15 protein-coding genes and 2 pseudogenes are annotated in these 22,927 nt (G+C 72.5%); 16 read left to right on the top strand and 1 reads right to left on the bottom strand.

Going from position 1 to position 22,927, the window contains the following annotated elements; all coding sequences use genetic code 11:
• Nucleotides 1–87: 87 nt before the first annotated feature.
• The 7 genes and pseudogenes from ssd to I2W78_RS17010 form a co-directional block, all read left to right on the top strand.
• Nucleotides 88–1,191: a septum site-determining protein Ssd gene (ssd, locus tag I2W78_RS17040; RefSeq protein ID WP_196460888.1), complete on the top strand. Its 1,104-nt coding sequence runs from the start codon at nucleotides 88–90 to the stop codon at nucleotides 1,189–1,191.
• The gene (locus tag I2W78_RS17035) at nucleotides 1,188–2,432 is read left to right on the top strand and encodes a TadA family conjugal transfer-associated ATPase (protein ID WP_196460886.1); all 1,245 of its coding nucleotides are present in this window, start codon (nucleotides 1,188–1,190) and stop codon (nucleotides 2,430–2,432) included. The genes ssd and I2W78_RS17035 overlap by 4 nt, the downstream gene beginning before the upstream one ends.
• A 5-nt stretch (nucleotides 2,433–2,437) precedes the next feature.
• Nucleotides 2,438–3,298 (top strand): type II secretion system F family protein, encoded by an 861-nt coding sequence (locus I2W78_RS17030; protein ID WP_230885482.1) that lies wholly within the window; start codon nucleotides 2,438–2,440, stop codon nucleotides 3,296–3,298.
• Entirely contained in the window at nucleotides 3,295–4,083 is a 789-nt protein-coding gene (locus I2W78_RS17025; protein WP_196460884.1) for a type II secretion system F family protein, read from the top strand. The genes I2W78_RS17030 and I2W78_RS17025 overlap by 4 nt, the downstream gene beginning before the upstream one ends.
• Nucleotides 4,084–4,194: 111 nt before the next feature.
• Complete coding sequence (locus tag I2W78_RS17020; protein WP_196464594.1) at nucleotides 4,195–4,404, top strand: DUF4244 domain-containing protein; 210 nt, start codon at nucleotides 4,195–4,197, stop codon at nucleotides 4,402–4,404.
• Nucleotides 4,391–4,756: pseudogene (locus I2W78_RS17015) on the top strand (TadE family type IV pilus minor pilin); the annotation flags it as partial. The gene I2W78_RS17020 and the pseudogene I2W78_RS17015, both read left to right, overlap by 14 nt.
• A 110-nt stretch (nucleotides 4,757–4,866) precedes the next feature.
• Nucleotides 4,867–5,208: pseudogene (locus tag I2W78_RS17010) on the top strand (Rv3654c family TadE-like protein); the annotation flags it as partial.
• On the opposite strand, the gene I2W78_RS17005 reads toward I2W78_RS17010, so the two are convergent.
• A complete protein-coding gene (locus I2W78_RS17005) occupies nucleotides 5,177–7,879 on the bottom strand; it encodes a DEAD/DEAH box helicase (protein ID WP_230885481.1) in 2,703 nt (900 codons plus the stop codon). The pseudogene I2W78_RS17010 and the gene I2W78_RS17005 sit on opposite strands and share 32 nt — an antisense overlap.
• Nucleotides 7,880–7,958: 79 nt before the next feature.
• Here I2W78_RS17005 and bldG point away from each other — a divergent pair, with 79 nt between their 5' ends.
• The 9 genes from bldG to I2W78_RS16960 all read left to right on the top strand — a co-directional run bounded on the left by bldG (nucleotide 7,959) and on the right by I2W78_RS16960 (nucleotide 22,489).
• Nucleotides 7,959–8,300, top strand: a complete 342-nt coding sequence (bldG, locus tag I2W78_RS17000; protein WP_024885807.1) for an anti-sigma factor antagonist BldG — start codon at nucleotides 7,959–7,961, stop codon at nucleotides 8,298–8,300.
• A 102-nt stretch (nucleotides 8,301–8,402) separates the two neighbouring features.
• On the top strand, nucleotides 8,403–8,843 hold the full coding sequence (locus tag I2W78_RS16995; RefSeq protein WP_196460881.1) for an ATP-binding protein: 441 nt from the start codon (nucleotides 8,403–8,405) through the stop codon (nucleotides 8,841–8,843).
• Nucleotides 8,844–9,160: 317 nt separating this feature from the next.
• Nucleotides 9,161–11,572 (top strand): sodium-translocating pyrophosphatase, encoded by a 2,412-nt coding sequence (locus I2W78_RS16990; RefSeq protein WP_196460879.1) that lies wholly within the window; start codon nucleotides 9,161–9,163, stop codon nucleotides 11,570–11,572.
• Between the two features lie 193 nt (nucleotides 11,573–11,765).
• Entirely contained in the window at nucleotides 11,766–12,356 is a 591-nt protein-coding gene (locus I2W78_RS16985; RefSeq protein WP_196460877.1) for a small secreted protein, read from the top strand.
• A 38-nt stretch (nucleotides 12,357–12,394) separates the two neighbouring features.
• On the top strand, nucleotides 12,395–13,915 hold the full coding sequence (locus tag I2W78_RS16980; RefSeq protein WP_196460876.1) for a DUF7059 domain-containing protein: 1,521 nt from the start codon (nucleotides 12,395–12,397) through the stop codon (nucleotides 13,913–13,915).
• Between the two features lie 345 nt (nucleotides 13,916–14,260).
• On the top strand, nucleotides 14,261–14,458 hold the full coding sequence (locus I2W78_RS16975) for a hypothetical protein (RefSeq protein ID WP_196460874.1): 198 nt from the start codon (nucleotides 14,261–14,263) through the stop codon (nucleotides 14,456–14,458).
• Between the two features lie 264 nt (nucleotides 14,459–14,722).
• A complete protein-coding gene (topA, locus tag I2W78_RS16970; RefSeq protein WP_196460872.1) occupies nucleotides 14,723–17,530 on the top strand; it encodes a type I DNA topoisomerase in 2,808 nt (935 codons plus the stop codon).
• Between the two features lie 164 nt (nucleotides 17,531–17,694).
• A complete protein-coding gene (gene tmk, locus I2W78_RS16965; protein ID WP_196460870.1) occupies nucleotides 17,695–21,072 on the top strand; it encodes a dTMP kinase in 3,378 nt (1,125 codons plus the stop codon).
• Nucleotides 21,073–21,283: 211 nt separating this feature from the next.
• A complete protein-coding gene (locus I2W78_RS16960; RefSeq protein WP_196460868.1) occupies nucleotides 21,284–22,489 on the top strand; it encodes a DNA polymerase III subunit delta' in 1,206 nt (401 codons plus the stop codon).
• The last annotated feature ends 438 nt before the right edge of the window (nucleotides 22,490–22,927 follow it).

Genomic DNA, 22,927 nt, shown 5'->3' with positions numbered 1-22,927 from the left:
GTTGCCGGTTCTTCACATGGATGCGAATCACGGGGCCGCAGGGGCTCCGCGAGCGAAGCGGACAAGCAGCGAAGGGGGAAGGAAACCGTGGCCGGAACCGTCACACACGATCCGCCGTCCGCAGCCGGAGGGCGGCAGAGCCGACCGCTGATCGTCACCGAGGACGCCGAACTGCTCGACGACCTGCTGCGCCTGTGCGCAGCGGCCGGAGCCACACCGGAGGTCCATCACACCGTGCCCGACCGCAGCGGGGGCTGGGAGGCCGCGCCGCTGGTCCTGGTCGGGGACGACGCCGCACGACGCGTCCGCGGGGCCGCGCGCAGACGAGGAGTGGTGCTGGTCGGCCGCGACCAGGACGACCCCGGCGTGTGGAAACGAGCCGTGCAGATCGGCGCCGACCACGTCCTGATGCTGCCCGACGGCGAGCAGTGGCTGGTCGACCGGATCGCCGACGTCGCCGAGGGGGTCGGCCGGCCCGCGCTCACTGTCGGCGTGATCGGCGGCCGGGGCGGCGCAGGAGCGTCCACGCTCGCCTGCGCGCTCGCCGTCACCTCCGCACGCGAGGGCCTTCGCACCCTGCTCGTGGACGCCGATCCGCTGGGCGGCGGACTCGACGTGCTCCTCGGCGCCGAGAGTGCCGAGGGCCTGCGCTGGCCCGCCTTCGCCGCCTCGCGCGGCCGGGTCGGCAGCGGCGCCCTGGAGGAGTCCCTGCCCCAGCTGCACTCCTTGCGGGTGCTCAGCTGGGACCGCGGTGACTGCGTCGCCATCCCACCGCAGGCCGTACGGGCGGTGCTGGCCGCGGCCCGGCGCCGGGGCGGCACGGTCGTGGTCGACCTGCCGCGCCGCATCGACGACGGGACCGCGGAGGCCCTCGCCCAGCTCGACGTCGGGCTTCTGGTGGTCCCCGCCGAACTGCGCGCGGTCGCGGCGGCCGGACGGGTGGCGTCCGCGGTCGGCATGGTCCTGCGCGATCTGCGCGTGGCGGTACGCGGGCCGTACGCCCCCGGCCTCGACGACCGCGAGGTGGCCCGGCTGCTCGGTCTGCCGCTGGCCGGCGAGGTGCCCGTCGAGGCCGGGCTGCTGCGCCTGGCCGAGGGAAGGACACCGCCCGGCGCGGGCGGGCGCGGTCCACTGGCCAGGTTCTGCAAGGAGTTCTTGGAGCGGGCGCTGGTCGAGGCAGGTGCGGCATGACGACTTTCGCGGGGCCCCTGCTGGAGGGGGTGCGGCAGTGGCTGGCCGAGAGCGGCGCCGAACCCACACCCGCGCGCGTGGCCCAGGCGCTGCGGGAGCAGGGTCGGGTGCTGGGTGACGCCGAAGTCCTGGGCGCTGCCGAGCAGTTGCGGTCCGAACTGGTCGGCAGCGGCCCACTGGAGCCGCTGCTCGCCGATCCGTCGGTGACCGACGTGCTGGTGTCGGCGCCGGACCGGGTGTGGGTGGACCGGGGCGGCGGACTGGAGCTGACGTCGGTGTCCTTCCCGGACGCGGCAGCCGTACGACGTCTTGCGCAGCGACTGGCCGCGGTGGCCGGGCGGCGCCTGGACGATGCCCGGCCGTGGGCCGACGCCAGGCTGCCGGACGGGACGCGACTGCACGCGGTGCTGCCGCCGGTCGCCGTGGGCTGTACGTGCCTGTCGCTTCGAGTGGTCCGCCCGCGCGCGTTCACCCTCGACGAACTGGTGGCAGCCGGGACGGTGCCGCCGGGCGGGGACCGGGTGCTGCGGGCACTGCTGCGGGCGCGGTTGTCCTTCCTGATCAGCGGAGGCACGGGCACCGGCAAGACCACCTTGCTCAGCGCGCTGCTCGGGCTGGTCGGACCGGAGGAGCGGATCGTGCTCGCGGAGGACTCGGCGGAGTTGCGACCCGATCATCCGCACGTCGTGCGCCTGGAGACCCGGCCCGCCAACCAGGAGGGTGCCGGGCTCGTGACCCTGGAGGACCTGGTCCGGCAGGCGCTGCGGATGCGGCCCGACCGGCTGGTGGTCGGCGAGGTGCGCGGGGCCGAAGTGGTGCATCTGCTGGCCGCGTTGAACACCGGCCACGAGGGCGGCTGCGGGACCGTCCACGCCAACGCCGCCGCGGACGTCCCCGCCCGCCTGGAGGCCCTCGGCACGGCGGCCGGGCTCGACCGGGCCGCCCTGCACAGCCAGTTGGCGGCGGCGCTTTCGGTCGTTCTGCACCTCGTGCGGGACCGGAACGGGCGGCGGCGGATCGCGGAGCTGCATGTGCTGGAGCGGGACGCCTCGGGGCTGGTGCGGACGGTGCCGGCCCTGCGGTGGGGCACGGAGGCGTTTGCGCGGGAGCGGGGGTGGGGGCGGCTGCGGGAGCTGCTCTGTGGTGGGGGCGGGCCCGGGATGGGGCGCGGCGAGGGGGAGCGGGGACTCGCTGAGGACGAGCGAGGACTGCCGCACGACAGGACCGAGGGTGAGTGGTGAGCGGCATGGGTGAGACGGCGATGAGCGCGGCCCTGGTGTGTGCCGGGGCGGCCGCGTGGCTGATGGGTGATTGGCACTCGGGGGCCCGGCGGGCGCACCTGCTGCTGGTCGGGGGCGGGGTGGTGGGCAGTGGGCCTCCCGCGTGGCGGCGGTGGGCCGGTGGGCTGCGGCGGGTCCGTGGGCGGCTGCGGGTCGAGTGGTGGGCCGCGGTCGTCGGGCTGGTGCTCGGGGTGCTGGGTTCGTCGGTGCTGCCGGTCGTCGCGGGGGCGGCCGGAGTGCCGGTGCTGCGGCGGGTGCGGCTGGCCGGGGAGGTGCGGCGGGCGCGAGAGCGGCGAGGCGACGCGGTGATCGCGCTGTGCTCGGCGCTGGCCGGGGAGGTGCGGGCCGGACGGCAGCCCGGTGAGGCCCTGTTGCGGGCCGCGCGGGACTCCGGAGGGCTCGGTGACACGGAGGCGCCCGTGCTGGCGGCGGCGCGGTTCGGCGGGGACGTGCCGGGGGCGCTCGCGGTGGCGGCACGACAGCCCGGGGCCGACGGGTTGTTGGGGCTCGCCGCGTGCTGGCGGGTCGCGGTCGACCAGGGCGCGGGTCTCGCGGCCGGGCTCGACCGGCTGGAGGCCGCCCTGCGGGCGGAGCGCGACCAGCGTGCCGAGTTCCGGGCGCAGTTGGCCGGCTCCCGCTCCACGGCCGTGATGCTCGCCGCGTTGCCGGCCCTCGGCATCCTCCTCGGCACCGCCCTCGGCGCCGACCCGCTGCACGTGCTGCTGCACACCGGCGCGGGACTGGTCTGTCTGCTGGTGGGCGGGGTGCTGGAGGGCGTGGGGCTGTGGTGGGCGCTGCGGATCGTGAGGGGAGCTGAAGCGGCGTGAGCGCGGAAGTTGTCCACAGGCTGGGGGTGGCGCTGGGGGTCGCGCTCGCCCTGGCGTGGGTCGCGCGCTGGGCGGCGGGCGTACGACGGGAGCGTCAGGTGCGCAGGCGGCTGGCCGAGCTGCTGGACCGTGAAGCCGACGTCAGGAGGCCGCGTTGGGAGGTCGGGGGTGTCGTGCGGCGGTGGTGGCCGACGGTGGCCGTGGTCGGCGCCGGATGGGTGCTGGTCGGCGGGGGCATGGGCGTCGTCGTGGGGCTGGTCGCCGCGGTCGGGGTGTGGCGGTGGCGTCGGCGGCAGACGGCGGCCGCGGCCGAGGGTGAGGCCTTCGACCCGCGTGAGGCGGCTCGGCAACTTCCGCTCGCCGCCGATCTGGTGGCCGCCTGCATCGCGGCCGGCGCCGGTCCGGTGATCGCCGCGCAGGCGGTGGGCGAGGCATTGGGTGGCCCGGTCGGGGAGGCGCTGGCGCGTGGGGCGGCGGAAGTACGGCTCGGCGGTGAACCGGCGGAAGCGTGGCGCGGTCTGCTCGCGACACCGGGCGCCGACGCCCTGGCCCGGCTGCTGGAACGGGCCGACGTGTCCGGGCTCCCCGCGGCCGCACCGGTCGCGCGGATCGCCGCGGACGCCCGCGCCGACTGGGCCCGCAGCGCGACGGCACGGGCCCGGCGAGCGGCGGTGATGGTCACCGCGCCGGTGGGACTGTGCTTCCTGCCCGCCTTCACCGCGGTCGGCGTGCTGCCTGTGGTGATCGGGCTGGCGGGTGGGGTGTTGGGAGGGGGCGGCGGATGAGAGGCGGGTGAGGGGGCGCGAGAGCAAGCGGCGTACGCCGAACAACTCAGATCAGATTCAGGCAGCTTCGATCAGCTTTGATCAATGAGACGGAACCTCACGGGGGTTGAGATGTACAAGGCGGTACGGGCACGCGCGCGTGCTCTGATGCGGCGGACGCGCGGCATGCGGAAGGAGGCCGGGATGGTCACCTCCGAGTACGCGGTGGGGATCGTAGCGGCGGCGGCCTTCGCGGTGCTGCTCTACAAGGTCGTGACGAGCGGGCAGGTCAGCGCGGAGCTGCAGAGCATCGTCAAGGAGGCCCTCAATGCGCGGATGTGAGTGGCGAGGGCGGGGCGCGGACCGGGGTTTCGTGACGGCGGAGGCGGCGTTGGTGCTGCCGGTCCTGGTGATGTTCGCGATGGGGCTGGTCTGGGGGCTGCTCGTGGTGGCCGCGCAGATCCAGTGCGTGGACGCGGCCCGGACGGGCGCCCGCGCGGCGGCCCGGCAGGACCCGCACGACGCGGTCGTCGAGGTGACGCGTGAGGTGGCGCCACGCGGGGCGAAGGTCACCATCAGCCGGGAGGGCGACCGGGTCCGGGTCGTGGTCACGGCCAAGGCGCCGGCGCTGGGTCGGCTGTCCTACGAGCTGCGGGAGGAGGCCGTCGCGGTCGCCGAGGAGACGGTGTCCGAGGCAGCGGTGGCGGAGGGGACGGTGTCCGAGGCAGCGGTGGCGGAGGGGACGGTGTCCGAGGCAGCGGTGCCGCAGGGGACGGCCGGTGAGAAGACGGTGGAGGCGGGCAGATGAGAGGCGGTGACGGTGACCGGGGGTCCGCCACCGTCTGGAGCGTCGGTGTGATCGCCGTCCTGTGTGTCGTGTTCGGCGTCCTGCTCGCCCTGGGGCAGGTCGCCGTGACCCGGCACCGCGCGGCCGGCGGCGCGGATCTGGCGGCGCTCGCGGCGGCGGACCACTGGGCGGAGGGCAGCGAGGCGGCCTGCGCCCGGGCGGAACGGGTGGCGCGGGCTCAGGACACGCGACTGGTGCGGTGCGCGGTGGTGGGCCAGGTCTCGGACGTGACAGCGGCGTCGAGAACGGGGCCGTTCACGGCGGAGGTCAGGGCGCGGGCGGGCCCTGCGGAGGCGGCGACGCCGGTTCGTCCTGCGGCCTTCCGGGACCCTTGGGCTCCGGTTCGTCCTGCGGCCCTTCGGGACCCTTGGGCACCCGTTCGTCCTCCGGCCATTCGGGACCATCGGGCGCCGGTTCGTCCTGCTGCCCTCCGGGACCCTTGGGCGCCGGTTCGTCCTGTCGGCCCGCCGGGTTCGTCGGCGCCGGTTCTTCCCGCTGCCCCTCAAGATCCGTCGCCTTCTCCTGCGGCGCCCCCCGCAGCAGCACCGTAAGGAGCCGTACGGCCCCCCGCTTGTGCAGCGGATCGTTGCCGTTGCCGCACTTGGGGGACTGGATGCAGGACGGGCAGCCGCTGTCGCACTCGCAGGACGCGATGGCCTCGCGGGTGGCGGTGAGCCAGGCCCGGGCGGTGTGGAAGGCGCGTTCCGCGAAGCCCGCGCCGCCGGGGTGGCCGTCGTAGACGAACACCGTCGGGAGCAGGGTGTCGGGGTGCAGCGGGATCGACACGCCGCCGATGTCCCAGCGGTCGCAGGTCGCGAAGAGGGGCAGCATGCCGATCGACGCGTGCTCGGCGGCGTGCAGGGCGCCGCCGAGGATCTCCGGGCTGATGCGGGCCTCGTCGAGCTGGTCCTCGGTGACCGTCCACCACACCGCGCGCGTGCGCAGCGTTCGAGGAGGGAGGTCGAGTTTGGTCTCGCCCAGCACCTCGCCGGTGATGAGGCGGCGGCGCAGGAAGGAGACGACCTGGTTGGTGACCTCGACGGAGCCGTAGCAGAGGCGGCCCTGGCCCCAGGGGATCTCGATGTCCGTCTCCAGGACGGAGATCGTCGTCGTGTCGCGGGCGACCGTGGAGTACGGCGGGTTCGCCTCCTCGACCAGGGCGACCGAGTCGTCCAGGTCGAGGGCGCGGACCAGATACGTACGGCCCTGGTGAAGGTGGACGGCTCCCTCGTGGACGCTCGTGTGCGCCGCGCCCGCGTCGACCGTGCCCAACAGGCGGCCGGTGCCGGCCTCGACGATCTGGACCGGTCGGCCGCCCGCGCCCCGGATGTCGGCCAGGTCGGCGGCCCGCTCCCGGCGTGTCCAGTGCCAGGCCTTGGTGCGGCGGCGCAGTAGCTTCGCGGCCTCCAGCTGCGGGAGCAGCTCCGCGCAGGCGGGGCCGAACAGCTCCAGGTCGTCCTCGACCAGGGGAAGCTCCTCGGCCGCCGCGCACAGGTGGGGCGCGAGGACGTACGGGTTGTCGGGGTCGAGGACCGTCGATTCCACCGGTTGGTCGAAAAGGGCCTCCGGATGGTGGACCAGGAAGGTGTCCAGCGGGTCGTCGCGGGCCACCAGGACGGCCAGCGCGCCCTGCCCCGAGCGGCCGGCCCGGCCCGCCTGCTGCCACAGGGACGCGCGCGTGCCCGGGTATCCGGAGATCACGACCGCGTCCAGGCCGGAGACGTCGACGCCCAGCTCCAGGGCGGTCGTGGCGGCCAGCCCGAGGAGCTCGCCGGAGTGCAGGGCGCGTTCCAGGGCGCGGCGCTCCTCGGGGAGGTAGCCGCCCCGGTAGGCCGCGACACGCCCGGACAGGGAGCGGTCGATCTCCCCGAGCCGCTCCTGGGCGATCACGGAGATCAGCTCGGCGCCCCGCCGGGAGCGCACGAAGGCGACCGTACGGACGCCCTGGAGGGTGAGGTCGGTGAGCAGGTCGGCGGTCTCGGCGGTGGCGGTACGGCGGACGGGTGCGCCCTTCTCGCCCTGCAGTTCGGTGAGTGGGGGCTCCCAGAGGGCGAAGACCAGCTCGCCGCGCGGGGAGGCGTCGTCGGCGACCTCCACGACCGGGAGGCCGGTGAGGCGGCGGGCGGCCACGGCCGGCTCGGCGGCGGTCGCGGAGGCCAGCAGGAAGACCGGGGAGGAGCCGTAGCGGGCGCACAGGCGGCGCAGACGCCGCAGCACCTGGGCAACGTGCGAGCCGAAGACGCCGCGGTAGGTGTGGCACTCGTCGATGACGACGTACTTCAGCGCCTTCAGGAAGGAGGCCCAGCGGGGGTGGGACGGCAATATGCCCCGGTGCAGCATGTCGGGGTTGGTCAGGACGTACGTGGCGTACTGGCGGATCCACTCGCGTTCCTCGAACGGGGTGTCGCCGTCGTACACGGCCGGGCGTACGGACTGGCCCAGGGGATGTGAAAGTTCCTTCACGGCTCGGCACTGGTCCGCCGCAAGGGCCTTGGTGGGGGCCAGGTAGAGGGCGGTGGCGCCGCGGCCGTTCGGGGCCTCGGAGCCGTCCAGGAGCGTGGAGAAGACCGGGACCAGGTACGCCAGGGACTTGCCGGACGCCGTGCCGGTGGCGACGACCACCGACTGGCCGTCCAGGGCGTGTTCGGCGGCCCGCGCCTGGTGGGCCCAGGGATGTTCGATGCCCGCGGCCCGCACCGCGGCGATGACCTCGGAGCGGATCCGGTCCGGCCAGACGGCATGGCGACCCGCCCGCGGGGGCAAGTGCTCCGTATGAGTGATGCGCGAAGCCCTGTTCGGTCCCGAGGCGAGCCGGTCCAGGACCGTGCCTGGTGCGGGGCGGGATGCGGTGTCCGTCGGGGATCGATCGGATCGGTGATTCTTGGCCATCGGCACCGAGTGTGTCACCGGCGTGACGGACAATGGGTCCAAGGCGTCGTGCACGCCTGCCGGTAAGTGATTGAATGCCATCGCGGCTGGCGAACCGTCCAGGGGGATCTGCCGAGATGACCCAAGGACGACCGCTCGATAGCAAGGTGCTGGAGGATCCGTGGACCTGTCCCTGTCGACCGAGACCATCGGCGATCGCACGATCGTCAGGGTCGGTGGCGAAATCGACGTATATACCGCGCCCAAGCTGCGCGAGCAGCTGGTCGAGCTGGTGAACGACGGCAGTTTCCACCTCGTCGTCGACATGGAGGGCGTGGACTTCCTCGACTCCACCGGGCTCGGCGTGCTGGTCGGCGGCCTGAAGCGGGTGCGTGCCCATGAGGGCTCGCTGCGCCTGGTCTGCAACCAGGAGCGCATTCTGAAGATCTTCCGCATCACCGGCCTCACCAAGGTGTTCCCCATTCACACCTCGGTCGAGGAAGCGGTGGCGGCCACCGACTGATCACCGCCCCGGGCCGTGGGCCCGGGGCGGCAGTTTCGAACACGGGGGCCTGGACTTTCGGCGGTCCGGCCCCGAGCACGCCCGTAGCTCCGAGGGGGATGCATGGCCACCGTCGAACTCCGCTTCAGCGCGCTGCCCGAGCACGTCAGGACCGCCCGATTGGTGGCGGCCGCGGTGGCACGCAGGGCCGGGGTGGACGAGGCCGTCCTCGACGAGGTCCGGCTCGCCGTCGGCGAGGCCTGCTCCCGTGCTGTGGGACTGCATCAGATCAGCGGGATCACGGCGCCGGTGAAGGTGGCGCTGATCGAGGAGGAGAAACAGTTCTCCATCGAGGTCGGCGACGAGGCGCCGCACGCCCCCACCGGGGTCCGCACGGCCGGCGAGGCCGCCGAGGACCCCGACGCGGAGGCCGAGGAGGACGAGATGGGCCTCGCGGTCATCAGTGGCCTGGTCGACGATGTCGAGGTCACCGCCGGAGAGAACGGCGGATTGATCCGTATGACCTGGCCCACCACGCCGCCGCCGACCGCGGTGCTCCCCTGACCGTCCTCACTCCACCGGAGTAATCGCTGCGAGGGCCCTGCTGAGCAGGGCCCTCGCTGTTTTGTGCGGGAAGCGGGCCGGAATTCGTGAAGAAATTCACGATCAGTGATGGATCAATTGACCGATCAGCGCCCCCGTAATTCGATCAAGCGTGCACGCATCTGGGGCATTACCACTTTCGGGTTCGGTGGCTTCCTGCGATCATTTGCGGTGAAGCCGGGAAGACGAATTCCGCTTGCCGCGCCCTGTTTTGATCAGGACCGGCTCCCTACAATCCGTCCACATCTTGAGCTCAGCCCAAGCGTCAAGGAGGACGAATGGCGGGGCTTTCTACCCCTCATCGGTTGGACCATCTGGACCACTCCACAACCTTCGCAGCCGCAGTGCTGACCGACGACAACCGCGTCATGGTGATGGTCATCGCGGCCGTCGCCCTGGCCGCGCTCGTGGTCGCCGGCGTGCTGCTGCGCCAGGTGCTCGCGGCGGGCGAGGGCACCGACAGCATGAAGAAGATCGCCGCGGCCGTCCAGGAAGGCGCCAACGCCTATCTGGCCCGGCAGTTGCGCACGCTCGGTGTATTCGCCGTGGTCGTGTTCTTCCTGCTCATGCTGCTGCCCGCGGACGACTGGAATCAGCGTGCCGGGCGCTCGGTGTTCTTCTTGATCGGCGCGGCGTTCTCGGCGGCCACCGGCTATATCGGCATGTGGCTCGCGGTGCGCAGCAATGTGCGGGTCGCCGCGGCTGCCCGGGAAGCGACTCCGGCGGCGGGTGAGCCGGAAAAGGATCTCACTCTCGTCTCGCACAAAGCCATGAAGATCGCTTTCCGCACGGGCGGCGTGGTCGGCATGTTCACGGTGGGGCTCGGTCTCCTGGGCGCCTCCTGTGTCGTGCTGGTCTACACGGCCGACGCGCCGAAGGTGCTGGAGGGCTTCGGCCTCGGTGCGGCCCTCATCGCGATGTTCATGAGGGTGGGCGGCGGCATCTTCACCAAGGCCGCCGACGTCGGCGCCGACCTGGTCGGCAAGGTCGAACAGGGCATTCCGGAGGACGATCCGCGCAATGCCGCGACCATCGCCGACAACGTGGGCGACAACGTCGGCGACTGCGCGGGCATGGCGGCCGACCTGTTCGAGTCGTACGCCGTGACCCTGGTCGCCGCGCTGATCCTGGGCACGGCGGCCTTCGGCGACTTCGGGCTGGCGTTCCCGCTGCTGGTTCCCGCGATCGGTGTGATCACCGCGATGATCGGCATCTTCGCCGTGGCCCCGCGGCGCGCCGACCGCAGCGGGATGAGCGCGATCAACCGCGGCTTCTTCATCTCCGCGGTGATCTCGCTGGTGCTGGTGGCGATCGCCGCCTTCACCTACCTGCCGTCCTCGTACGCCGAGCTCGACGGGGTCACCGACGACGCCATCCTGGCCAAGGCCGGCGACCCACGGATCCTGGCCCTGGTCGCGGTGGCGATCGGCATCCTGCTCGCCGCCGTGATCCAGCAGCTCACCGGCTACTTCACCGAGACCACCCGGCGCCCCGTCAGGGACATCGGCAAGACCTCGCTCACCGGCCCGGCCACCGTCGTCCTCGCCGGTATCTCCGTCGGCCTCGAATCGGCCGTCTACACCGCCCTGTTGATCGGCCTCGGCGTCTACGGCGCCTTCCTGCTGGGCGGTACGTCGATCATGCTCGCGCTGTTCGCGGTCGCGCTGGCCGGTACCGGTCTGCTCACCACGGTCGGTGTGATCGTCGCCATGGACACCTTCGGGCCGGTCTCCGACAACGCGCAGGGCATCGCCGAGATGTCCGGCGACGTCGAGGGCGCGGGCGCGCAGGTGCTCACCAACCTGGACGCCGTCGGCAACACCACCAAGGCCATCACCAAGGGCATCGCCATCGCCACGGCCGTTCTCGCGGCGTCGGCGCTCTTCGGGTCGTACCGTGACGCGATCACCACCGGCGCGCGGGACGTGGGTGAGCGGCTCAGTGGTGAGGGCTCACCGATGACGTTGGCGATGGACATCTCGCAGCCCAACAACCTCGTCGGCCTCATCGCGGGCGCGGCGGTCGTCTTCCTGTTCTCCGGGCTGGCGATCAACGCGGTCTCGCGGTCGGCGGGTTCGGTGGTGTTCGAGGTGCGGCGGCAGTTCCGGGAGCGGCCCGGGATCATGGACTACACCGAGAAACCGGAGTACGGAAAAGTCGTCGACATCTGTACGAGGGACGCGCTGCGGGAGCTGGCCACGCCGGGTCTGCTGGCCGTCATGGCGCCGATCTTCATCGGGTTCACGCTCGGCGTCGGCGCGCTCGGCGCGTATCTGGCGGGCGCGATCGGGGCCGGCACCCTGATGGCGGTGTTCCTCGCCAACTCCGGTGGCGCCTGGGACAACGCCAAGAAGCTCGTCGAGGACGGCCACCACGGCGGCAAGGGCAGCGAGGCGCACTCCGCCACGGTGATTGGCGACACGGTCGGTGACCCATTCAAGGACACCGCCGGACCGGCGATCAACCCGCTGCTGAAGGTGATGAACCTGGTCGCGCTGCTCATCGCGCCCGCCGTGATCAAGTTCAGCTACGGCGACGACGCGAGTCTCGGCATACGGATCCTGATCGCCGTACTCTCCCTGGCCGTGATCGTCGGAGCGGTGTACGTCTCCAAGCGGCGCGGCATCTCCATGGGCGACGACAACGCCGAGCCGAGCTCCAAGTCGGCTGATCCGGCGGTGGTTTCGTAGCTCGTCGTACCCGGCTCGACCCAAGGGGCGGGCGGGGGGCGCGCATTGGCGCGTCACCCGCCCGCTCCGCTGTGTTCACGCCCGCGCCGTGAGCCTTCTCTCCCTTGGTATAAATGGCTGCAATGTGATGAATATCGGACGTTAGTCATACGTTTATCGTCCGCTTGGCGTGTATCTTCCGGGGCCGAGAGCCATGGAAGGGACCAATCCGGTGAACAAGAAGCTCGCGGTCGCACTGTCCGGCGGTGCGGTACTGGTACTGGCGCTGTCGGGATGCAGCGGCGACGACAGCAACGAGAAGCTGGATGCCTGGGCCAAGCAGGTCTGCGACGCCGTACAGCCGCAGGCCAAGAAGATCGCGGCGGCCAATTCCGCGATCCAGAAGGAGACCTCGGACAGCAGCACGCCGGAAGAGGTCCAGAAGACCGACGCGCAGGCCTTCCAGGACATGTCCGACGCCTACAAGGCGATCGGCGCCGCCGTGAGCAAGGCCGGGGCGCCCGACGTCGAGAACGGCGACAAGAAGCAGCAGGACGCGGTGAAGGAGCTCAACGGCATCGCCTCCTCCTACGCCTCCCTGAAGAAGCAGGTCGACGACCTCGACACCAAGGACCAGGCGAAGTTCGCGGACGGCCTCAAGGACATCGCCACCGAACTCGACAAGCTCAGCCAGAGCGGCAGCGACGCGCTGACCACCCTGGAGGAGGGCGAGGTCGGCCAGGCGATGGCCAAGCAGGAGACCTGCAAGAGCGCGTCGTCCACGCCGTCGGCCACCCAGGGCTGACGTTCGCGACGACTGTGCCGCGCGGTCACAATGGGGGCGTGAGCAACGCCAGCCTCTCCGCCCTGCCCGCCACCGACCGTCCCGACGTCACCGCGCGGCTGCGGGACGCCCTCCTGGGGGCCGCCTTCACCGCCGACGGACTGCTCGAACTGCTCGGCGCCTCCGCGTACGCGGCGCTGGCGCGCAGCGAGGTCGTTCCCGCGCTCCGGGCGACACGCGGCGACACGCCGTTGGAGATGCTCGTGCGGCTGTTCCTGTTGCAGCAGCCCGTTGCGCACGCGCGCGTGGAGGGCGTTCTGCCCGTCGCCGAGTGCCTGGAGAGCGGGTGGCTGACGCGCGTCGGCGGCGACGAGGTCGCGGCGACCGTGGACGTACGGCCGTACGGCGGGCTCGACGGCGAGGACTGGTTCATCGTGTCCGACCTCGGCTGCGCGGTCGGCGGCGCCGGGGGCATCGGGCGCCGGGAGGAGGGCGTCGTCCTGGGCGTCGGCGGCGCGTCGACGACGCTCGCCGGGATCACGGTCCGTACGCCCGTCTCCTCGGCCCTCGACCTCGGCACCGGCTCCGGCATCCAGGCGCTGCACGCCGCACAGCACGCCACGCGCGTGACGGCGACCGACGTCAACCCGCGCGCGTTGCACATCGCCGCGCTCACTCTCGCGCTGTCCGGCGCACCGGCCGCGGACCTGCGCGAGGGCTCGCTCTTCGAGCCGCTGTCGGACGACGAGAAGTTCGACCTGATCGTGTCGAACCCACCCTTCGTGATCTCCCCCGGTGCCCGGCTGACGTACCGCGACGGCGGCATGGGCGGGGACGAACTGTGCCGCACGCTCGTTCAACGGGCGGGGGAACGGCTGAACGAGGGCGGGTTCGCGCAGTTCCTCGCCAACTGGCAGCACGTACAGGGGGAGGACTGGCAGGAGCGGCTGCAGTCGTGGGTGCCGCACGGGTGCGACGCGTGGATCGTGCAGCGCGAGGTGCAGGACGTCACGCAGTACGCCGAGCTGTGGCTGCGCGACGCCGGCGACCACCGGGGCGACGTGGCCGAGTACGAGGCGCGGTACGACGCCTGGCTGGACGAGTTCGAGGCGCGCAAGGTGCGGGCGGTCGGGTTCGGGTGGATCACCCTGCGCAAGCGGGGGGCCGCGGTGCCCTCGATCACCGTGGAGGAGTGGCCGCATCCGGTCGAACAGCCGCTCGGCGAGACGGTCCGGGCGCACTTCGAACGGCTCGACTACCTGCGCTCGCGGGACGACGCGGCCCTGCTGGAGGAGCGCTTCCGGCTGGCAGCCGAGGTGGTGCAGGAGCAGGTCGGGCTGCCCGGCGCGGAGGATCCGGAGCATGTCGTGCTCCGTCAGAATCGGGGGATGCGGCGGGCCACCAAGGTGGACACGGTCGGCGCGGGGTTCGCGGGCGTGTGCGACGGGTCGCTGACCGCGGGGCGGATCCTGGACGCCATCGCCCAACTGGTCGGTGAGGATCCGGTGTTGCTGCGGGACCGGACGCCGGCGCAGATCCGGTTGTTGGTGGAGCAGGGGTTCCTGGAGCCGGCGGGGTGAGGCGAGCCGGGAGCGTGCTCGATGCGGTCGAGCTTCAGGTGGTCGTACGGAATGCGGGGCCGCTGCCGCCCACGGGATGTGAAACCGGCCAACATCGTTCTGGCGCCCTCCTCTCCCCAGACGATCGGGACGACACCGGCGCCGGTGGGGTCTGAGGGCGGCTGTGGAAGCCGTGGACGAAAAAATCTTCGAAAACCTCGGAGTGCCGGATCCAGGCCATGGCTGAAAGCGGACGCACAGCCCCGTCGCCCTCGCGTTCACGTCAGGTTCGCCTGGACGCAGCCCGTGCGTGTCAACCTCCCGGGGAGTGGATACTCGCCGACGGGAAAAAGGGGCACGGGAGCCATGGAGAGCGGACCGGCGATCTTCGCGGGAGTGGTGTTCGCCCTGTTCGGAGGCGGCCTGCTGGTCTGGACGGCGACCCGGGTGCGCCGCCGCGAGCCCGTCGCCCTCGGTGTGAACCCCGTCGCATCGGCGACCCTCGCGAGCATCGCCGCGGTGATCGCGCTGACCCTCGGGGCGTGGTGCTTCACCCAGGTCTGACAACTGAGGACGCGTTCGACCTGGGGTAATCGGTAGGACACGCTCCGGATCGACGCGGTCGGGTCGGTGGACACGCCGGGCGGCAGGAATGGCGGTAGTCGGGTTACCGTTCGAGTGGCCGTTGCGGGCTTTTCCCGTTTGACACGGGGGCGGGATGTACCGTCACACTCCGCAGCGTCACCAGCGAGTGAGCCATGAAAGGTGCCCAGACCCCGGGAGCAAGGCCTGGGGAGGCCCCAGCGTCGACCGGAGAGAAGAGCGAAGTTGTCCCCGACCAGCGAGACCGCACAGGGCGGCCGCCGACTCGTCATCGTCGAGTCGCCTGCCAAGGCGAAGACGATCAAGGGCTACCTCGGCCCCGGCTACGTCGTCGAAGCGAGCGTCGGGCACATCCGCGACCTCCCCAACGGCGCCGCGGAGGTGCCCGAGAAGTACACCGGCGAGGTCCGCCGCCTCGGTGTGGACGTCGACCATGACTTCCAGCCCATCTATGTGGTCAACGCCGACAAGAAGGCGCAGGTCAAGAAGCTCAAGGACCTGCTGAAGGATTCCGACGAGCTGTACCTCGCCACCGATGAGGACCGCGAGGGCGAGGCCATCGCCTGGCACCTCCAGGAGGTGCTCAAGCCCAAGGTCCCGGTCAAGCGGATGGTCTTCCACGAGATCACCAAGGCCGCGATCCAGGCCGCAGTCGCCAACCCGCGCCAGCTCAACCAGAAGCTCGTCGACGCCCAGGAGACCCGCCGCATCCTCGACCGTCTCTACGGCTACGAGGTCTCGCCGGTGCTGTGGAAGAAGGTCATGCCGCGGCTGTCGGCGGGCCGTGTCCAGTCGGTCGCCACACGACTTGTCGTGGAGCGGGAACGCGAGCGCATCGCGTTTCGTTCGGCTGAGTACTGGGACCTGACGGGCACCTTCGCGACCGGCCGCGCGGGGGATTCGTCGGACCCGTCGTCGCTGGTCGCCCGCCTGCAGACCGTCGACGGCAGGCGGGTCGCGCAGGGCCGCGACTTCGACTCCCTGGGACAACTCAAGAGCGCGAACACCCTCCACCTCGACGAGGCGAACGCCCGCGCCCTCGCCGCCGCCCTGGAGGACACCCGGTTCTCCGTCCGGTCGGTCGAGTCCAAGCCGTACCGCCGCTCGCCGTACGCCCCGTTCCGTACGACGACGCTGCAGCAGGAGGCCAGCCGCAAGCTCGGCTTCGGCGCGAAGGCGACCATGCAGATCGCGCAGAAGCTGTACGAGAACGGCTACATCACGTACATGCGTACGGACTCCACGACCCTGAGCGACACGGCGGTCGCCGCCGCCCGCGCGCAGGTCACCCAGCTGTACGGCGCCGACTACCTGCCGCCGCAGCCGCGGACGTACGCCGGCAAGGTCAAGAACGCCCAGGAGGCGCACGAGGCGATCCGCCCCTCGGGTGATCGTTTCCGCACGCCCGCCGAGACGGGTCTGACCGGCGACCAGTTCAGGCTCTACGAGCTGATCTGGAAGCGGACGGTCGCCTCCCAGATGAAGGACGCGACCGGCAACAGCGTCACCGTGAAGATCGGCGGCACCGCGGCCGACGGGCGGGACGTCGAGTTCAGCGCGTCCGGCAAGACGATCACGTTCCACGGCTTCCTGAAGGCGTACGTCGAGGGCGCCGACGACCCGAACGCCGAGCTGGACGACCGCGAGCGTCGGCTGCCGCAGGTCAACGAGGGCGACCCGCTGACCGCCGAGGAGATCACGGCCGACGGTCACGCCACCAAGCCGCCGGCCCGCTACACCGAGGCGTCGCTGGTCAAGGAGCTCGAAGAGCGCGAGATCGGCCGCCCGTCGACGTACGCGTCGATCATCGGCACCATCCTCGACCGCGGCTATGTGTTCAAGAAGGGCACGGCACTCGTCCCGTCCTTCCTCTCCTTCGCCGTGGTCAACCTCCTGGAGAAGCACTTCGGGCGGCTCGTCGACTACGACTTCACCGCCAAGATGGAGGACGACCTCGACGCCATCGCCCGCGGCGAGGCACAGGCCGTGCCGTGGCTGCGGCGCTTCTACTTCGGCGAGGGCACGGGCAACGGGGGCGCGGCCGACGCCGGCAACGGCGACGGGGACCACCTCGGCGGCCTCAAGGAGCTGGTGACCGACCTGGGCGCGATCGACGCGCGCGAGGTGTCGTCGTTCCCGGTGGGCAACGACATCGTGCTCCGCGTCGGCCGCTACGGGCCGTACATCGAGCGCGGCGAGAAGGACACCGAGCAGCACCAGCGCGCCGACATCCCGGCCGACCTGGCGCCGGACGAGCTGTCCGTCGAGCTCGCGGAGGAGCTGCTCGCCAAGCCGAGCGGCGACTTCGAGCTGGGCACGGACCCGGTGACCGGCCACACGATCGTCGCCAAGGACGGCCGCTACGGCCCGTACGTCACCGAGGTGCTGCCCGAGGGCACGCCGAAGACCGGCAAGAACGCCGTGAAGCCGCGTACGGCCTCGCTGTTCAAGTCGATGTCCCTGGACACGGTGACGCTGGAGGACGCCCTCAAGCTGATGTCGCTGCCGCGTGTCGTCGGCACGGACGCGGAGGGCGTCGAGATCACCGCGCAGAACGGGCGCTACGGGCCGTACCTGAAGAAGGGGACGGACTCGCGGTCGCTGCAGTCGGAGGACCAGCTCTTCACGATCACGCTGGAGGAGGCGCAGGCGATCTACGCCCAGCCGAAGCAGCGTGGCCGCGCCGCCGCCAAGCCGCCGCTGAAGGAGCTCGGCACGGACCCGGTCAGCGAGAAGCCGGTCGTCGTCAAGGACGGTCGCTTCGGTCCGTACGTCACCGACGGCGAGACCAACGCGACCCTGCGGTCCGGCGACAGCGTCGAGACGATCACTCCGGAGCGCGGCTTCGAGCTGCTCGCCGAGAAGCGCGCGAAGGGGCCGGCCAAGAAGACGGCGAAGAAGGCCCCGGCGAAGAAGGCGACGGCCGCGAAGAAGACCGCCGCCAAGAAGACCACGGCGGCGAAGAAGACGACGACCGCGAAGAAGACGGCCGCGAAGAAGGCGACGGCTTCCAAGACGACGTCGGAGGACTGAGTCCGCAGGGCCGGCGCAGCAGGAGGGCCCGGCTTCGCGGGCAACGGTGTTTTCTCCACCGCACGTTCGCGAAACGAACGCCCCGGCATCACATAGGTGCCGGGGCGTGCGGACGTTCGGGCGGGCGCACTGGAGTGTCGGTGCGGCCCGATAGGCTGAAAGACATGACGCGAGCCGAGCAGCCAACGGCCCATCACCCGGCCCCCGACGACGCCCTGGTCGCGGACTCCCGCGAGCGTGCCGTGCGCGCGCTGCTGCGCCGGCCGCAGCTGAAGCGGCTGTGGAGCGCACAGCTCGTCAGCGGCGTCGGTGACGTGCTGGCGCTCCTGGTGCTGGTCCTCCTCGCCCTCCAGGCGGCGATCGCCGAGGGGTCGTTCGGCGGTGGGTACCGGGGCGTGGCGTTCGCGGTGGCGACCGTCTTCGCGGTCCGCGTCCTCGCGACGCTGCTCTTCGGTGCCGTCCTCCTCGGCCCGCTCTCCGCGCTCACCTCGCAGGACGGCCCGCTCGACCGCCGCTGGACCATGGTCGGCGCGGACGGCCTGCGGGCCGCGCTGCTGATCGTCGCGCCGCTGTGGATCGACTGGATGCCTCAGGACGCGCTCGCCGTGCTGCTGGTGACCGTGTTCGTCACCGGTGTGGCAGAACGGTTCTGGACGGTGTGCCGCGAGAGCGCCGCGCCCGCGCTGCTGCCCGCGCCACCTCCCGAGGGCGCGACGGTACGGCCGCTGCCGGACCACATGGACGCGCTGCGCCGCCTGTCGCTGCGTACGAGCTTCGTGGCCGTCCCTCTCGCGGCGGCCGCGCTGGTCGGCGCGGGACTGTTCAACAATCTCCTCGGTGCCGGGATCGACTGGTTCGCCGAGCACCAGGCGGCCCTCGCCTCGTATGTCGCGGCGGGTCTGTTCGCCGCGTCCCTTTCCGTGCTGACGTTCCTTGAGGTACCCGGCACACGCACCCCGCGCGCGCGGTCCCCGCTGGAGGGGCTGCGGCGCCCCCGGACGGCCGAGGGCGGCGACAAGGGGCGTACGGGCGCGATGCCGCTGCTGGTGCTCGCCTGCGCGGCCGTCGCGGGCGCGGTGGCCGCCGTCGTCGCGGTGTCCGTGCTGCACGCCAAGGACCTCGGTGGCGGCCCGGTGACGTACGGGCTGCTGGTGTGCCTGCTCACCGGCGGTGTCGTCGTCGGAATCCGTACGGCACCGAAGGTGCTGGGGTCGCTGTCGCGGCGCCGGCTACTGGCGCTGGCCATCGCCTTCACCGGCATCGCGCTGCTGGCCGCCGGGCTCGTCCCGGACGTCGCCACCGTGCTGCTGATCGTCGCGCTGGCCGGGGTCGGCGCGGGCATCGCCGCCAACACCGGGCACACGCTGCTCGACCAGGAGGCCGAGGACTTCCGGCGGGCCCGCACGACCGAGCACCTGCACGCGGTGGTGCGGGTCTTCGTGGCGCTCGGCGCGCTGATCGCGCCCCTGGTGGCGGCGCTCATCGGGCCGCACCGCCTGGAGAACGGCAAGTTCGTGTTCGCGCATGGCGGGGCGGCGTTCACACTGATGCTGGTCGGCGCGCTGCTGCTGCCGGTGGCCGCGCTGGTGCTGGCCAAGCTCGACGACCGCTCCGGGGTGCCGCTGCGGCAGGACCTGCGCCACGCGCTGCTCGGCGGCGACGACCCGGAGCCGACGACCGCCGCCTCCGGGTTCTTCATCGCCCTGGAGGGCGGCGACGGTGCCGGGAAGTCCACGCAGGCCGAAGCGCTCGCCGAGTGGATCAGGTCCAAGGGCCACGAGGTCGTGCTGACGCGCGAGCCGGGGGCGACGCCGGTGGGCAAGCGGCTGCGGTCGATCCTGCTGGACGTCTCCAGCGCCGGGCTCTCGCACCGCGCGGAGGCGCTGCTGTACGCGGCGGACCGCGCCGAGCACGTGGACACCGTGGTGCGGCCCGCGCTGGAGCGGGGTGCCGTCGTGATCACCGACCGTTACATCGACTCCTCGGTCGCCTACCAGGGGGCGGGCCGCGACCTGTCCCCGACCGAGATCGCCCGTATCAACCGCTGGGCGACCCATGGTCTCGTCCCGCACCTGACGGTCCTGCTGGACGTCTCGCCGGAGACCGCGCGGGAGCGGTTCACGGAGGCGCCGGACCGGCTGGAGTCGGAGCCGGCCGAGTTCCACGCGCGCGTGCGGTCCGGTTTTTTGACGCTGGCCGCGGCCGACCCCGGGCGGTACCTGGTGGTGGACGCCGGGCAGGAGCCCGAGGCCGTCACGACCGTCGTCCGGCACCGGCTCGACCAACTGCTGCCGCTGTCCGAGGCCGAGGTGAAGGCCCAGGAGGAGGCGCGCCGCAAGGCCGAGGAGGAAGCCCGCCGCAAGGCCGAGGAAGAGGCCGCCCGCAAGGCCGAGGAGGAGCGCCTGGAGCGGGAGCGCCAGGAGCAGCTCGCCCGGCTGCGCGCCGAGGAGGAGGAGCGCAAGCGGCGCGAGCTGGAGGAGGCACAGCGGCGCGAGGCCGAACGGCAGGCGGAGGAGGCCCGACTGCGCGCCGAGGAGGCACGCCGCCGCGCCGAGGAGGAGCGGGCCCGGCTCCTGGCCGAGGAGCAGGCGCGGGCCGAGGAGGAGGCCCGCCGCAAGGCCGAGGAGGAGCGGCGTCGCAAGCAGGCCGAGGAGGAGGCCAGGATCCGGGCCGAGGCCGAGGCGCGGCGCCTGGAGAAGCAGCGCAAGGCCGAGGAGGCGCTGCTGCGGGCCGAGGAGGCACGCCGGGCCGCCGAACAGGCAGCGGCGGCGGCAGCGGCGGGTCCCCGGCAGCCGACGGCTCCGGCGACGCCGGCGGTGCCGCCCGATGCGGCGACCGTGCCCACGCCGGTGGTGACGCCGACGAACGCGTCGGGCGGGCCCGTGGAGGACACGGCCGTGCTGCGGCCGGTGCGGCCCGGGGACGAGCGACCGGACACCGGGGCCGACGCCGGGGGTTCCGATGCCGAGGTGACCGCGGAGTTGCCGCAGCCGGGGGCGGCTCCCCGGGCGGCCGACGAGACTGCGGTGTTGCCGCCGGTGGAGCGCCGGGATGGTGCGGGTGGGTCCTCTGGTGCCGGTGATGAGACTGCGGTGTTGCCGCCGGTGGAGCGCCGGGACGGTGCGGGTGGGGCCTCCGGTGCCGCTGACGAGACTGCCGTGCTGCCGCCGGTGGAGCGTCGGGATGGTGCGGGCGGGCCCTACCGTGCCGCTGACGAGACCGCCGTACTGCCGCCGGTCGTGCCCGGTGCGGCGGACGAGACCGCGGTGCTGCCTCCCGTACGGGGTGAGGGCCCCGCCGACCGGGTGCCGCCCGGGTTCTTCCGGGACGAGCGGCCGGGGGCTGGTCCGGACGGGACCGAAGACCGTACGCGGGAGCTGCCGCAGGTTGACGCCGACGGCAGGCCGCAGCGGCGGCCGCGGCCGGACTGGGCCGAGGAGACCCCGCTGGACGACCTGCCGTCACTGGCGGACGAGCTGCTCGGGCCGCACCAGGACGAGGACGACGAGCAGAACCGGCGGGGCAAGGGGCGCGGGCGCTGACGCTTGGCGGCGGGGCGCGGGCCGGGGCGGTGACGGGTGCTGGTGGGGCGAGGGCTGTGGGCGTCTGGCGGCGCAAGGGCCGCCGGCGCTGACGTATGGCGGCCGGGGGCGCTGACGCATGGTGGCGGGGCGGAGCCGGCCGTCGTTGTCAGTGGTCGGCCGCACAATGGAGGGCGTACCGGCGGAGTGTGACGGAAGGGCGGCGTGACCCGTGAGCGTGTGGGACGATCTCGTCGGGCAGGAGAGGGTGAGCGAGCAGCTCACCGCCGCTGCCCGGGACGCCGACGCCCTGGTCACCGCCGCCGCGGCCGACGCGCCGCTGCCCGAGGCGTCGAAGATGACGCACGCGTGGCTGTTCACCGGGCCGCCCGGCGCGGGACGGACGCAGACGGCGCGGGCGTTCGCGGCGGCGCTGCAGTGCGTCAGCCCGGACCGCGCGCTGGGCGGCGCACCGGGGTGCGGGTTCTGCGACGGCTGTCACACGGCGCTGGTCGGCACGCACGCCGACGTCACCACGGTCGTCGCGATCGGCGCGCAGATCCTCGTGGACGACATGCGGGACACGGTCCGCAAGTCGTTCACCTCGCCGGCGAACGGCCGCTGGCAGATCATCCTCGTCGAGGACGCCGAGCGACTGAACGAGAAGTCCGCCAACGCCGTCCTCAAGGCGGTCGAGGAGCCCGCCCCGCGCACGGTCTGGCTGCTCTGCGCCCCCTCCATCGAGGACGTCCTGCCCACCATCCGTTCCCGTTGCCGCCACCTGAACCTGACGACACCCTCGGTGGAGGCCGTCGCCGACATGCTCGTACGCCGGGAGGGCGTCGAGCCCGACGTGGCCGCCGCCGCGGCGCGCGCCACGCAGGGCCACGTCGACCGGGCCCGGCGCCTCGCCACCGACCCGGCGGCGCGGACGCGCCGGGCGGCGGTGCTGAAGCTGCCGCTGCGCGTCGATGACATCGGCGGCTGCCTCAAGGCCGCCCAGGAGCTGGTCGACGCGGCCGCGGAGGACGCCAAGCAGCTCGCCGAGGAGATCGACGTCAAGGAGACCGAGGAGCTGAAGGCGGCACTGGGCGCGGCGCAGGGCGGCCGGATGCCACGGGGTACGGCGGGCGTCATCAAGGAGCTGGAGGACAAGCAGAAGCGCCGGCGCACCCGGACGCAGCGCGACAGCCTCGACCTCGCGCTCACCGACCTCACGGCCTTCTACCGCGACGTCCTGGCCCTCCAGCTCGGTTCCCGCATCGCGCTGGCCAACACGGACGCCGAGGACGCGCTGGAGCGGCTCGCCCGCGGCAGCTCACCCGAATCCACCCTGCGCCGCATCGAGGCGATCGCGGCGTGCCGGGACGCGCTCGACCGGAATGTGGCGCCGTTGCTGGCAGTGGAGGCGATGACGATGGCACTCAGAGCGGGCTGAGCAGGGGCTCCCGGGACGGGAGCCGGCAGCGACCGTCACCCATGACGCCGACGTCGACGGGCGGGTGCACGGTCGCCGGTGCCGAGGCGGCTGTCGCCACGGGTGACGGGCGTCGAGCATGGGCGGCAGCTGTGACCCGCGGGCGCTGGGCGTCGGGCGTCCGAGGCGGCTCTCCCGGCACGGGCGCCGGGCGTCAACGGGCGGGTGCACGGTCGCCGGTGCCGAGGCGGCCGTAAGAGCGGCACCGGGCATCGGAGGTGGCCGTCACCAGCGGCACCGGGCGTAGGCAACGGCCGTCACCACCGGCACCGAGCGCGCGGCAGCTGCCGTCACTCCCTGAGGAGCCCGTTGACGGCGTCCCTCTTCCGTGGGACAGCCCGTACTCGTCCGAGGCACAAGGCGCACGCACGGCATCGGAGCCATCGCAGAGCGTTACGC

The organism is Streptomyces spinoverrucosus (assembly GCF_015712165.1).
Taxonomy (GTDB): Bacteria; Actinomycetota; Actinomycetes; order Streptomycetales; family Streptomycetaceae; genus Streptomyces; species Streptomyces spinoverrucosus_A.
This window is presented reverse-complemented; position numbering and strand designations above follow the sequence as displayed.